The following is a 13571-nucleotide window of genomic DNA, read 5'->3' as shown; positions in this document are numbered from 1 at the left end:
GTAGTGAACTTCGGCACCGCTTACAATTTCACTTCAATATCCACCCCCGCCGGCAAGTCCAACTTCATCAGGGCATCAATGGTTTTCGGGGAAGGTTGGTAAATGTCGAGGATGCGACGGTGGGTACGGGTTTCAAAATGCTCCCGCGAGTCCTTATCAATGTGGGGCGATCGCAGGACACAGTAAACTCGTCGCCGCGTCGGCAGAGGAATCGGCCCCACCGGAGAAGCACCGGTTCTTTTTGCGGTTTCCACAATGCGATCGCAGGAAGTATCGAGTAATCGGTGATCAAAGGCTTTAAGGCAAATACGAATTTTCTGTTGTAAAGCAGCCATAGGAATCTTCCTTACTTGTCAAGGTTCAGAGAGAATCAAACAAAAATTCAGACAAAAAAGGCCGCCAACACAACAGAAAGGCTAGCGGCCATCAAGATCAACTACTTGATGATTTTCAAGACAACGCCCGCACCAATCGTACGGCCACCTTCACGAATAGCAAAGCGCATCCCTTGCTCAATAGCAATAGGCTGGATGAGTTCCACAGTCATTTTGATGCGGTCACCAGGCATCACCATTTCAGCAGGGCTACCATCGTCAGCGGTGAAGGAGGTAATCGTACCGGTCACATCGGTGGTACGCACATAGAACTGAGGACGATAACCCGCAAAGAAGGGCGTTTTACGGCCACCCTCTTTTTCAGTGAGCACGTACACTTCACCCTCAAATTGAGTGTGGGGCGTAATGGAGCCGGGTTTGGCAATCACCATCCCCCGTTCCACATCCTCTTTTTTCAGGCCGCGCAGCAGCAATCCAGCATTGTCACCGGCAATCCCCTCTTCGAGACTCTTCTTGAACATTTCAATACCGGTGACCGTTGTTGTCCGAGTTTCCCGCAGGCCCACAAGTTCCACGGTTTCGTTGAGTTTAATGCGACCCCGCTCAATCCGCCCTGTGGCCACCGTACCACGACCGGTAATGGAGAACACGTCTTCTACAGCCATCAGGAAGGGCTTATCCACATCCCGCTCAGGGGTAGGAATGTAGTTGTCCACGGCGTCCATTAGCTCGTAGATTTTATCTACCCACTCATTTTCACCGCGTTGGGTTTTCGGGTTGGCAGTCATCGCTTCAAGGGCTTTCAGGCCCGAACCACGGATGATGGGCACTTCATCACCGGGGAATTCATATTCGCTGAGGAGTTCCCGCAGTTCCAGTTCCACCAGTTCCAACAGTTCTTCGTCGTCCACCATATCCACTTTGTTCAGGAAGACAATGATGCTGGGCACCCCCACCTGACGTGCCAAGAGAATGTGCTCTTTGGTTTGGGGCATGGCACCATCGGTAGCGGCCACCACGAGAATGGCACCGTCCATTTGAGCAGCCCCTGTAATCATGTTTTTCACATAGTCGGCGTGGCCGGGGCAATCCACGTGAGCATAGTGACGTTTCTCGGTCTCATACTCCACGTGAGCCGTGTTGATGGTAATCCCACGGGCTTTTTCCTCAGGTGCAGCGTCAATTTCATCATACCGGCGAGCCTGAGCTTTCCCTTGGGCAGCCAGTGTCATGGTGATGGCTGCGGTCAGTGTGGTTTTACCGTGGTCAACGTGACCAATTGTACCAATGTTAACGTGGGGTTTGGTTCGTTCAAATTTAGCGCGTGCCATGTTGTTCCTCGTATAGACTATGCGTTCCCTTTATTTTTGGCAATGATTGCCTCAGCCACATTCCGGGGGACTTCCTCGTAATGGCTGAATTCCATCGAGAAAATTCCCCGACCTTGGGTATTCGAGCGAATGTCAGTGGCATAGCCAAACATCCGTTCGAGAGGGACTTTTGCAGTTACTTTGGCAATGCCATTTTCCACAGTTTGTCCCTCAATTTGACCGCGACGGGCAATCAAATCTCCCATCACTGTCCCAAGGAATTCTTCTGGAACCTCGACCTCGACCTTCATCATTGGCTCTAGGAGCACAGGGTTCGCTTTCATAACTGCTTCTTTAATTGCCATGGAGCCAGCAATCTTGAAGGCCATTTCTGAGGAGTCCACCTCGTGGTAGGAGCCATCCACTAGGGTAACTTTAAGGTCAATCACGGGGTACCCTGCCAAAATTCCTGATTCACAGGCTTCCTTCATCCCTTGTTCAGCAGGTGGAATGTACTCCTTAGGTACGACACCGCCGACAATTTTGGAGACAAATTCAAACCCTGTACCAGGTTCAGCAGGCTCAACTTCAATCACAACGTGACCATATTGGCCTTTACCCCCACTTTGACGGATGAATTTGCCTTCGGCACGAACGGGTTTGCGAATCGTTTCGCGGTAGGCCACTTGGGGTTGCCCAATATTGGCTTCCACTTTGAACTCCCGCTGCATCCGATCCACAAGAATCTCAAGGTGCAATTCCCCCATGCCCGCAATCACGGTCTGGTTGGTTTCAGGATCAACACTAACGCGGAACGTGGGATCCTCCTCAGAGAGGGCTTGCAGGGCTTTGGAGAGTTTTTCCATGTCCTGCTTGGTTTTGGGTTCCACAGCCACGGAAATGACCGGCTCTGGAATATACAGGGATTCAAGGATCACAGGGGAGTTTTCGTCGCAGAGGGTATCCCCCGTGAAGGTTTCCTTCAGACCTAGAGCAGCACCGAGATCCCCTGCTCGCAGTTCATCCACCTCAATTCGCTCATCCGCTTTGAGCACGATCAGACGAGAGATACGCTCTTTTTTACCTTTGGTGGCATTGAGCACATAGCTGCCTTTTTTCAGAACGCCAGAATACACGCGGACAAAGGTGAGACGACCATAGGGATCCGACATGATCTTAAAAGCTAGTGCCGCAAGTGGTTGATCATCATCGGCAGCCCGCTCTACTCCTGTGCCATCGGGAAGATGACCTTTAATGGCAGGAATATCAATAGGCGAGGGCAGATAGTCCACGACGGCATCAAGGAGCAACTGCACGCCTTTATTTTTGAAGGCGGAGCCACAAAGCATTGGCACAATGCTGCCTGAGATTGTCCCTTTACGTAGGGCGGCGCGGATTTCCTCTTCCGTGAGATCTTCCCCCTCAAAGTATTTTTCCATGAGGGCATCGTCGGTTTCAGCAACGGCCTCAATGAGCTTGGTGCGGTACTCTTCCGCCAGTTCGGTCATCTCGGCAGGAATTTCGGTGTCTTCGATTTCCTTACCAAGGTCGTCTTTGTAGATTTTGGCGCGCATCCGCACGAGATCAACGATGCCTTTGAACTGATCTTCAGCACCAATGGGCAACTGAATCGGCACAGCATTCGCCCGCAGGCGATCGCGAATCTGATCATAGACTTTATAGAAGTTCGCCCCGGTGCGATCCATCTTGTTGACGAAGACAACACGCGGGACGCCGTAGCGATCGGCTTGGCGCCACACAGTTTCTGACTGGGGTTGCACACCACCGACAGAACAAAAGACAGCAATCACGCCATCGAGAACCCGCATGGAACGCTCGACTTCAATCGTGAAGTCCACGTGACCGGGGGTATCAATAATGTTGATCTGGTGATCTTTCCAAGAGGTGCTAATGGCGGCGGCTGTAATGGTGATGCCCCGCTCCCGCTCCTGTTCCATCCAGTCGGTAACCGTGGTACCCTCGTGCACTTCGCCAATTTTGTGCACCACACCGGAATAGAAAAGAATACGCTCAGTTGTGGTTGTTTTACCCGCATCAATATGAGCGGCAATCCCGATGTTTCGCACTCGCTCTAGCGGGGTCGTCCGTGCCACAGCTACCTCCTTGTTTGTTGCATTACGTTAGAATTCTTAAATAATTGTATCCAACTCTTGAACCGTGTGACGGTTTAGTAGCGATAGTGGGCAAAGGCTTTGTTGGCTTCTGCCATTTTGTGGGTTTCTTCTCGTTTACGAATGGTGCTCCCGGTTTCGTTGGCAGCATCCATCAATTCATTGGCCAACTTGGCGGACATCGAACGACCAGACCGTTTGCGGGAAAATTGCACTAACCAGCGCAAGGCCAAGGCAACGCCGCGATCAGGACGCACTTCCATGGGGACTTGATAGGTGGCACCCCCCACACGGCGGGCTTTCACTTCCACTAGAGGCGTTGCATTTTTTACTGCACGCTCAAAAATTTGCAGAGCATCCTCGCCGGTACGCTCCTGTACGGTTTTCATCGCGTCATAGACAATGCGGCTGGCAAGGGATTTTTTGCCGTTGAGCATAATTCGCTGGATCAACATATTCACCAGCACGTTGTTATAGACCGGATCAGGGGCAGTAGGACGTTTTTGAGCGCGATTGCGACGAGACATAGGTGTTTGCTGTTTGCTCTAGTGAAGTTTAGGGTTTCAAGGGTGGACTCAAGGAGATAGGAGATAGGAGAGCGGAAATTATTTTTTCTTGCCAGTAGCAGCAGCCTCACCAGGTTTGGGACGCTTGGCACCGTACTTGGAGCGACCTTGCTTACGGTCTTTGACACCAGCAGTGTCCAGCGTGCCACGAATAATGTGGTAACGCACACCGGGCAAATCTTTAACCCGACCGCCGCGAATCATCACCACGGAATGCTCCTGCAAGTTGTGGCCAATTCCTGGAATATAAGCGGTCACCTCAAAGCCAGAGGTCAGGCGTACCCGTGCCACTTTGCGCAAGGCGGAATTGGGCTTTTTGGGCGTGGTGGTATAAACCCGTGTACAAACCCCACGCCGTTGAGGACAGCCTTTGAGGGCAGGAGATTTTGTTTTCTTTTTCAACAGTTCCCGCTCTTGGCGGATCAGTTGCTGGATGGTGGGCATTGCTGCTTACGTTAATTTCACCGAATTTCCAGTGTACCGAGGTAGCTGTCGCATTGTCAATGCTGTTGTGCAGTTGGACAGTGCCTCTCGCTGTAATGGCTCACTAAGGTCAGGCTGGCGATCGCCGCCGTGACGGCCCTCAGGGTACGCCGACCCAAGGAAAAGGCTTGCCAACCGGCGGCCAAGACCTGCGCCAGTTCTGACTCTGTCCATCCCCCTTCTGGCCCGATCGCCAGATAAATGGGTCGAGACAGATCCATCTGGGGCAAGCAATCCCACAGTAACCGGGAAGCCTGCAAACTGGCGATGTAGCCCTTGGGGGTCAGCTTTACCATGTCGGCAACAGACAGCGGATCGCCGAGGGTGGGCACATACAGCCGCTCGCTTTGCTCGGTGGCCTCTTGGAGAATGCGCTGCCAGCGTCGGTATTTATGGGGACTAGGTTGCAGGAGCGATCGCGCCGTGTGAATCGGAATGATGCGCTTGACCCCCAATTCCGTTGCCTGTTGCAACACTTGCTCGAAGCTGGCCGCCTTCAATAGCGCTAAGCAGAGAATAATCTCGGTGGAAAGTTCCGTCTCAGGGCAATCAGCGCGTAATAGTTTAACGGTGTTTTCCTGAATTTCCCCCAGCCAACGCCGACCCCGACCATCTAGGATCCAGAGTTCATCGCCTGCTTTAAGACGCAACACATGGTACAGATAATGCCGCTGCTCAGCAGTCAAGGTGACGCACCGATCTCGAATTTGGTCGGCTTGCACAATAAGCCGTTGGGGCGATCGCATTCAGTTACTACTGACTAAGACGGCATAGCCACTCCACCAGTGTGCGCACGGGATACCCGGTTCCACAGGGATTATTGTAGCCATCCTCCTTTTCTGCCCAGACGGGGCCGGCAATATCTAGGTGTGCCCAAGGGGTGTGATCGACAAATTGCTGGAGAAAGAGGGCAGCAGTGATTGAGCCTGCCGATCGCGGGCCGGTGTTTTTCATATCCGCCACTTGGGACTTCATGCCCTCAAAGTATTTATTCTCAAGGGGCATCGGCCACAATTTCTCACCGGCGCGATCGCCGGCCTGTTGCAGCGCTTGCGCCAATTCGGAATTATTGCTCCACAGACCGGCAATGTTATCCCCCAAGGCAACAATACAAGCACCTGTCAGGGTTGCCAAATCCACAATGGCATCTACGCCCAGTTTCTCGGCATAGACAAGGGCATCGGCAAGGGTGAGGCGGCCTTCGGCATCGGTATTGTTGACCTCAATGGTTTTACCGTTGGAAGCGGTAAGAATATCCCCCGGATGCAGGGCATGGCCGCTGATCATGTTTTCCGTGGCGGCAATGATAAAGTGAACCTCAATGCCGGGGGGTTTGAGTTGAGCGATGACCTTGGCAGTGCCCAAAACGGCGGCGGCTCCCCCCATGTCCATTTTCATAGTTTCAATGCCCCCTTGGGTCTTGAGGTTGAGGCCGCCCGAATCAAAGGTCAGTCCCTTGCCGACGAGGGCAATTTTCTTCTGTACCGTGCCCGCCGGCGTATAGGTAAGGTGAATAAATTTCGGCGGCAGGTCGGAGCCTTGGGCCACCCCCAAAAAGGCACCCATCCCCAAGGCAGCACATTCCTCGCGCTCCAAAATTTTTGCCGTTAAGCCGTAGGTAGCCGCCAGTTGCTGAGCTGTTTCTGCTAGGGTGACTGGCGTTACTTCATTGGCCGGGGCATTTACCAGCTCCCGCGCAAGAATTACCCCCTCACAGATCTGGCGGGCACGGATCAAGGCGGCAGTTTGCTCCCCTAAACCCAACAGCGTTACGGAGTCGGGATAGGGCAGGAGCTTACGCGCTTCCGGATCCGACTTGAAGCGAACATCACTGTGGAGGGCAAGGAGCGTCCCTTCGGCAATAGCTTGGGCAGCCTCAGCCACATCCCACGTTTCATGGGGCAAGGCCATGCCTAAAGTTTTTGCACGTTCACGGCGAGCAGTACGGGCAATGGTCGCAGCAGTGCGGCGCAGGGTTTCCAGAGTAAATTCGTCACGATTGCCTAAACCCACCAGCAGGAGTTTCCTGATCGGGAAGTTGGGCAGCAGGCGCATGAGCAGGGAGGTACCGGATTTGCCCTGAAATTCTCCCTCGTTGATCAGCTCCTGCAATAGGCCGTTAAGCCGTTGATCAAGGGTCGTGTAGGGGTCGGTGAGGGTGAGGGCGCCCTCCGTTTGAAAGACGGCGATCGCCAGTAAGTCCCCCGACCAATCGGGAATCGCGGTAGTAATCGTTTGCAGTTGCATGCCTATGGACGACCCAACAATTTCTTAACCTCACTTATTTTATCTTTTATCGGCTTTTATCTTTTATCGGCATTGAGGCCTCAGCAGGCACCGAGACACTGCAAAAATTCAAGGGGCAGGCCATCGCAGTCCCGAATAAAAGCGACGTGATAAAGGTGCGAACCAATCACTTGCGGAGTCGGCTTCAACAGTAGCTCAAAGGGCAAACCCTGGGCCTTCAAGGTTTGCGCTACCTGATGGAGCCATGTTTCAAGGGGATCGGGATGCTCGCTCAAATCAAAGGAGAGATGGTAGTAGCCGACGTAGTGCTCGTCGTGAAAAGGATCCGCAAGCGGCTGGGGTTCAGGCACTTGCAGCAGTTCGAGGCGGGTTTGCCAGCCTGTCAGCCAACAGGCAAGGGTATAGCCTGTGGTAAAGCGAACCTCCACCGTGAAGCCCAAACATTCGTAGAAGGCGATCGCCCGCTGAATATTGGCTGTGCGAATGGAAACGTGGTGCAAGCCCATAACTAGTCTTGTTTCGGCCGCAGCCGCGCAGGAAAATCAATAAAGACCCGCTCCCCGGCGTGCACGCCGCTGATGATTTGCGTCTGATCCTGCCAGCTGTTGCCGATGGTAACGGGACGGAATTTTGGCCGTTGGTTTTCTCCCACCACATAAACTCCGGTTTGGCCGCGCTCCACCGCAATTGCCACCGTGGGCACCAAGAGGGCATTTTGAATTTTTTGCCCTAGAAAATCTAAATCCACATTCATGCCGGAGCGCAGTTTGTCCAGTCCTGTAACCAAGGCAACCCGCACCTGAAAGAAGGTAACATTTTGCTCCACAACCGCTTCGGGAGCCACCAGGCGCACTCGCCCTTCAAAGGTTTCTCCCGGATAGGCATCGGCTCGAATTTCAACCGCCTGCCCCACCCGCACTTGGCCGATATCCACTTCCGGTACCTCAGCAAGAATTTCTAAGCCTTCAGCGATCGCCACAATTGAAGTAGAGGTGGCCGAGGTGGTTGCAGAGGCGGTGGTAGTGGGTGTCACAAAGGCTCCCGGATTGGCGTACTTCTGGGTAATAATCCCGCTAAAGGGGGCACGGATCACCGTATCTTCGAGGGCGGCACGGGCAGCTTGTACTTGGGCTTGGGCAGCGGCAACACTTGCTTGGGCTTGGCGGATCTCCTCTGGGCGGGAGCCACGCTGTAGCAGTTGCAGGCGCTTTTGCGCTTCATTGAGGTTGGCGATCGCGCTATCCCGATTTGCTTTGAGTTCGTCAAGGGTGTCGCGGGGAATTGCCCCCTCAGCTGCAAGCAATTCATTGCGTTTTAGGCGTTCTTCGGCCAATTGAACACGGGTTGCTGCGGCCTGCACTTGGGCTACTGCTTGGGCAATTTCCTCAGGCCGGTTCCCCGCCATCAGGCGATCGCGGCGGGCAAGGGCTTCGGCAAGGTTGGCTTGGGCTTGAGCCAGTTGCGCCTGTTCATCGCGGTTGTCCATGCGGGCAATGATTTGACCGGCTTTAACCCGATCGCCTTGCTCGACGTAGAGTGCCGCCAGCAACCCTGCCCGTTTCGGACTAATATTGACTGTTTGAACCGGTACCACTTTGCCGGTGGCCGCAATCCGCGCTACCAAATCGCGACTGTCCTGCACCGGTACGGTGTAGCGATCCAGATCAAGGGGCGTTTGGCGCGATCGCCACCACAGCAGTCCACCACTGCCGATCACACCGACAGCAATCACCCCAATCACGAGCGATCGCCAAGGGGAAGAAGGTTTACCAACAAAGGGAATAAACGCCGCCATGAATCCTTTACAATTCTTGCCCTATTCTAACGTTATGTTACAGTCGCCCACCGAACGAGCGTATCGGCGGTGTCTATTGGTTCCATCTATCCCTCAATAGAAGCGCAGATGCTATCCTAACCAATACTGTCTATGTCCGTTGCCTATGAATCCTGCACTCTCCCAGATTGGCCGACAAATGTCCCAACTGACGGGAGTTCGCGCCATCATGAAGGATATTATCGAGACGCTGCGGCTCAATCGCGGTCAAGACTTGATTAACCTGAGTGCAGGTAACCCTCTTATTGTTCCTGAGGTGGAGCAACTGTGGCGCGACTGTACCCACGAGCTAATGGCCAGCCCCGAATTTGGTCAGGTAGTCTGCCGCTACGGCACCAGCCAAGGGTATGAACCCCTGATTGCCGCTGTGGTCGCTGATTTTAATCGCCGCTATGGTTTGAACCTAACGGAGCGCAACGTTCTTGTGACGCCCGGCAGTCAGGCGATTTACTTTTTTGCAGCCAACGCCTTTAGCGGCTTTAGCGCAAACGGTGAATTAAAGAAAGTTGTTCTTCCCTTGAGTCCAGAATATACCGGTTACGGCGGCGTCAGTCTCACCCCCGATACCGTTGTTGCCTATCGTCCCCGCCTTGAGATTTTTGAAGCAGATCACACCTTTAAGTATCGTCCCAACTTTCAACAATTGCACATTGATGAGACGACAGGGTGTGTCATCTTCTCCCGCCCCTGCAATCCAACGGGGAATGTGCTCACCGATGTGGAAGTGCGGCAAATTGCCGATCTGGCGGTGCCCTACGGCGTGCCGGTGCTGATTGATGCGGCCTATGGCCCCCCCTATCCCAGTTTGAACTTTACGGAACTAGCACCGGTCTTTGGGGGCAATATTGTCCACTGCCTCAGCCTCTCCAAAGCAGGACTACCGGGAGAACGGGTGGGGATTGCCATTGGCGATCGCGAGATTCTAAGTGTGCTTGAAGCCTTTCAAACCAATGCCTGTATTCATGCCTCGCGCTATGGTCAGGCGATCGCGGCCTTAGCCATTGCCAACGGCGCCCTTGCCGAAGTGTCCGTCAATGTCATTCGCCCCTTCTATCAGCGCAAGTTTACCGTTCTTGAAGAAACCCTACGAAGTGCTTTGCCCGACGACCTTCCTTGGTTTTTGCATCGTGGTGAGGGGGCAATTTTCGCATGGCTGTGGCTGCAGGATCTACCCATGACGGATTGGGAATTGTATCAACACCTGAAACGGGCAGGGGTGATTGTCGTCCCCGGCAGTTCCTTTTTCCCCGGCTTGAGCGAGCCGTGGCGGCACAAACAGGAGTGCCTGCGCATTAGTCTCACCGCCGGTGATGAAGAAATTGCCCTTGGCATGCAGCGACTGGCCGCCACCGTTACCCAGGTCTATCGGGAATCTCCCAGCCGCTCCTATTCAGATGTCCTTGCTTAGGTGCCCCCCTGTGGAGGCCACTGCTTTAGTAAAGACTTGCAAACAAGCGTGAAGGAGGCTCAAGAATCCTGATACAACAATTGATGGAGTTGCAGCCGAACGTCAACCGATTCCTATGAATATTGCTGTCATTGGCTTGAGTCACAAAACCGCCCCCGTGGATGTGCGCGAGAAATTAAGTGTGCCGGAGGAGGTGCGGGAGCGGGCACTGCAACATCTATGCGGCTACGCCCATATTCAGGAAGCCACCATCCTCAGCACCTGTAACCGCTTAGAAATTTACATTGTTACCAGTGACACTGAGGTGGGTGTGCGGGAAGTGCATCAGTTTCTCAGTGAGTGGAGCCACATTCCCCTACCCCAACTGCGTCCCTACCTCTTTATCCTGCTGCATCAGGATGCGGTGATGCACCTCATGCGCGTGGCGTCGGGGCTAGATAGCTTGGTGATCGGCGAGGGGCAAATTCTCTCCCAAGTGAAACGCTGTCATCAGTTGGGGCAGCAGTACAAGTCCATTGGTTCAATTCTCAATCGCCTCTTTACGGGGGCGATCGCTGCCGGTAAGCGGGTACGCACAGAAACCAGTATTGGCACAGGCGCAGTCTCCATTAGTTCAGCAGCGGTGGAACTGGCAGATCTGCGGCTGCAAAATCTCCAAAACTGCCGCATTGCCATTGTCGGTGCGGGTAAAATGTCCCGCTTGGTGGTGCAACACCTGATTGCTCGGGGAGTCAAGGAGATGAGTATTATCAACCGCTCCTTAGAACGAGCACAGGAACTGGCGCAGCAATTTCCCGAAGTCCGCTTTGAACTCTTTACGATGACAGATTTACTGCCGATTGTGGCCGCGATGGATTTGGTCTTTACGGGCACAGCAGCGACGCAACCCCTGTTGGATCGGGAGAACTTAAGCTCCGTGCTCACGGGCGATCGCCCTCTATCGATCATTGATATTTCCGTGCCCCGCAATGTCCATGCCAACGTGGCAGAACTGTCCTGCGTTCAACTCTTTAATGTGGATGATCTCGAAGCGGTGGTTGCCCAAAACCAAGAGGCACGACGCCAGTTGGCTCAAGAGGCTGAGGGCATCCTTGAGGAAGAATTAGAGACCTTCTTGGCGTGGTGGCACGCTCTCGAAACGATTCCAACTATCCGCAGTCTGCGCCAAAAAATGGAAGCAATTCGTACCCAAGAACTGGAAAAAGCCCTCTCCCGCCTCGGCAGTGAGTTTGCTGATAAGCATCAAGGGGTGATTGAGGCAATGACGCGCACAATTATCAACAAGATTCTCCATGATCCCACCGTGCAACTGCAATCGCAGCGGGATTTAGAGAGTCGCCAGCGCGCCATGCAGACCCTCCAAGACTTGTTTAATCTCGAACCTATTGAAGCTTAGTGCCGATGCGCCACGTGGGCGATCGCGGGGAAGCGGTGGTTACGGCGTGGCTGCAAACCCAGCAGTGTCAAATTTTAGCTCAGAACTGGTTTTGCCCTTGGGGTGAGCTGGACATTGTCGCCTGTGATCTGCAAGGAGTGGTGCGCTTTGTGGAAGTGAAAACCCGCCGTTCCCGCAACTGGGATAGTGATGGCCTCGGCGCTATTTCCCCCAGCAAGCAGCGCAAACTCATTTTGGCCGCCCAAGCATTCCTAGAATCTCAACCGCAGTGGCAGGATCATCCCTGTCGTTTTGATGTAGCTCTAGTGCGATACCAAGCAGGTGCCTATCGGCTGCACCGATACTTGGAGCACGCCTTTACCCTAGATTGCACCCCTTGAGGAGACTTACCAATTGAGCAGCTTTTGCAGGCGATCGCGAATCCAGCTGATGGGGCGACTTTGATCTTGCTCTTGACGACTCAGCTGCTGAAGCTCCCGTTGATGCTGCGCCAGCACATCCTGACGACGGGCGATCGCCACCGCAATATCCTCGGCAAGGGAAGGGTGTTCCTTGAGCAACTGTTCAAATCCCTCCCGTGGTAGGACAAACAATACCGTATCCGTCATGGCCATCATCGTGGTTGGGCAGGCCACTCCCAGCATCAGCGGTAGCTCGCCAAAGTGATCCCCCGGATTAAACGTCATCATTGGCTTGAGTTCCCCATTCTCCTCATAAACTGCTGCTACCTGACCCTGCAACACGATGTAGAAGTTACTGACCGGCTCCTGAGCACGGAACAAAATCTCCCTCGCTGCCAAGTGCTTGCGGTAGCCTGCTTCAATCAGAAAGCGTAATTGTAGGTCATTCATGCACTGAAAATAGCTTACCTGCTGAAGCAGCGACTTTAAGGAGGGTGTTGCCGGCGCCAAGGATATCCCTACGGCTTCTGTCGGCTCGGCAGGGGAAGAGAGTGCCGACGCATTGCGGATCCAAATGTCCCGCTGGGGGAAAGGAATAGCGATATTGTGCTGCCGAAAATAGTAGTCAATCTTGAAATTCAGACTACTTTTGATGAACACGCGCCGCTCAATGGCATCCGTCCATACCCAGAGTTCAAACTGAAGGGCAGAATCACCAAATTCACGGAAAATCACGCGAGGGGCTGGCTCCCTGAGAACCTCCGGCTCAGAATGGGCGATATTGAGCAAGACTTCCGTCACCAAAACCGGATCCGTTCCATAAGCCACCCCAATCGGAATATCAATGCGACCGCGATGGGTTTCATAGTACCAATTCAGTACCGGACTATCGGCAAGGTAGGTATTGGGCACGACCACATTGGAACCGTTAAAGGTTTGAATCACCGTAGCGCGCATGGAAACTTCCTGAACGTAGCCACTGATGTTTTCAATTTCCACAAAGTCGCCGACACGAACTTTGCGCTCAATGAGAAGGGTCAGACCACTGATGAGATTGCGAGTGACATCCTGCAAACCAAAACCAATCCCCACCCCCAAGCCACCGAGAATCACCGCTAGGGAATCCAGATTAATTCCCACTGCTTGCAAAACAATGATGTAGCCCAGTGCCCCCCCCGGCACCACTAATCACAGTGGAAATGGCCTCGCGGTTGCCTAGGTCTAAGCCAAGGCGGGGTAGGAGTTGATTTTTCAGCACTCCCTTAAAAAAGCGCGCCAGAATTGCAACGAGGATGAGGAGTAGCACCACTTGAAACAGCCAACGCAGGGAAATAGTTTCCCGCCCAAGGCGAAACAAAGGGGCATCGGCAATACTAATGAACGAAGACCACAGTTCAATGACTTGGGATGGCATTCTCCACAGTCTCCTCAGCTGTCCATAAACCTAGACGGTGCCCAA

At 53.6% G+C, this 13571-nt stretch carries 14 protein-coding genes; 3 read left to right on the top strand and 11 right to left on the bottom strand.

Going from position 1 to position 13571, the window contains the following annotated elements:
* Nucleotides 1–20: 20 nt before the first annotated feature.
* The 9 genes from rpsJ to ACK4IR_RS04495 form a co-directional block, all read right to left on the bottom strand.
* Nucleotides 21–335 carry a 30S ribosomal protein S10 gene (gene rpsJ, locus ACK4IR_RS04535; protein WP_409872897.1) on the bottom strand — a complete coding sequence of 105 codons (315 nt, stop codon included), beginning with the start codon at nt 333–335 and terminating at the stop codon, nt 21–23.
* A 101-nt stretch (nt 336–436) separates the two neighbouring features.
* On the bottom strand, nt 437–1666 hold the full coding sequence (tuf, locus tag ACK4IR_RS04530) for an elongation factor Tu (protein ID WP_409872896.1): 1230 nt from the start codon (nt 1664–1666) through the stop codon (nt 437–439).
* A 17-nt stretch (nt 1667–1683) separates the two neighbouring features.
* Complete coding sequence (fusA, locus tag ACK4IR_RS04525) at nt 1684–3759, bottom strand: elongation factor G (protein WP_409872894.1); 2076 nt, start codon at nt 3757–3759, stop codon at nt 1684–1686.
* Between the two features lie 74 nt (nt 3760–3833).
* Nucleotides 3834–4304 (bottom strand): 30S ribosomal protein S7, encoded by a 471-nt coding sequence (gene rpsG, locus ACK4IR_RS04520; RefSeq protein WP_409872892.1) that lies wholly within the window; start codon nt 4302–4304, stop codon nt 3834–3836.
* A gap of 78 nt (nt 4305–4382) precedes the next feature.
* A complete protein-coding gene (gene rpsL / locus ACK4IR_RS04515; protein WP_409872891.1) occupies nt 4383–4787 on the bottom strand; it encodes a 30S ribosomal protein S12 in 405 nt (134 codons plus the stop codon).
* Between the two features lie 56 nt (nt 4788–4843).
* Nucleotides 4844–5572, bottom strand: a complete 729-nt coding sequence (locus ACK4IR_RS04510) for an RsmE family RNA methyltransferase (protein WP_409872889.1) — start codon at nt 5570–5572, stop codon at nt 4844–4846.
* A 7-nt stretch (nt 5573–5579) separates the two neighbouring features.
* Nucleotides 5580–7073, bottom strand: coding sequence for a leucyl aminopeptidase (locus ACK4IR_RS04505; RefSeq protein ID WP_409872887.1), 1494 nt, complete (start codon nt 7071–7073; stop codon nt 5580–5582).
* Between the two features lie 80 nt (nt 7074–7153).
* Nucleotides 7154–7573, bottom strand: a complete 420-nt coding sequence (locus ACK4IR_RS04500) for a VOC family protein (protein ID WP_409872998.1) — start codon at nt 7571–7573, stop codon at nt 7154–7156.
* 8 nt (nt 7574–7581) lie between these two features.
* The gene (locus ACK4IR_RS04495) at nt 7582–8868 is read right to left on the bottom strand and encodes an efflux RND transporter periplasmic adaptor subunit (protein WP_409872885.1); all 1287 of its coding nucleotides are present in this window, start codon (nt 8866–8868) and stop codon (nt 7582–7584) included.
* Nucleotides 8869–9013: 145 nt separating this feature from the next.
* On the opposite strand from ACK4IR_RS04495, the gene ACK4IR_RS04490 reads away from it, so the two are divergent.
* The 3 genes from ACK4IR_RS04490 (at nt 9014) to ACK4IR_RS04480 (ending at nt 12091) form a co-directional block, all read left to right on the top strand.
* A complete protein-coding gene (locus ACK4IR_RS04490; protein WP_409872883.1) occupies nt 9014–10315 on the top strand; it encodes a valine--pyruvate transaminase in 1302 nt (433 codons plus the stop codon).
* 115 nt (nt 10316–10430) lie between these two features.
* Nucleotides 10431–11711: a glutamyl-tRNA reductase gene (locus ACK4IR_RS04485; protein WP_409872881.1), complete on the top strand. Its 1281-nt coding sequence runs from the start codon at nt 10431–10433 to the stop codon at nt 11709–11711.
* A gap of 5 nt (nt 11712–11716) precedes the next feature.
* The gene (locus ACK4IR_RS04480) at nt 11717–12091 is read left to right on the top strand and encodes a YraN family protein (protein ID WP_409872997.1); all 375 of its coding nucleotides are present in this window, start codon (nt 11717–11719) and stop codon (nt 12089–12091) included.
* Nucleotides 12092–12097: 6 nt separating this feature from the next.
* Here ACK4IR_RS04480 and ACK4IR_RS04475 read toward each other — a convergent pair whose 3' ends face one another.
* Both ACK4IR_RS04475 and ACK4IR_RS04470 read right to left on the bottom strand, forming a co-directional pair.
* Entirely contained in the window at nt 12098–13294 is a 1197-nt protein-coding gene (locus ACK4IR_RS04475) for a mechanosensitive ion channel domain-containing protein (RefSeq protein ID WP_409872880.1), read from the bottom strand.
* The gene (locus tag ACK4IR_RS04470) at nt 13242–13526 is read right to left on the bottom strand and encodes a hypothetical protein (protein ID WP_409872878.1); all 285 of its coding nucleotides are present in this window, start codon (nt 13524–13526) and stop codon (nt 13242–13244) included. Before ACK4IR_RS04470 ends, ACK4IR_RS04475 begins: the two co-directional genes overlap by 53 nt.
* Nucleotides 13527–13571: the final 45 nt, after the last annotated feature.

Origin of the sequence: Thermosynechococcus sp., from assembly GCF_046299635.1 — a bacterium.
GTDB lineage: Bacteria > Cyanobacteriota > Cyanobacteriia > Thermosynechococcales > Thermosynechococcaceae > Thermosynechococcus.
This window is presented reverse-complemented; position numbering and strand designations above follow the sequence as displayed.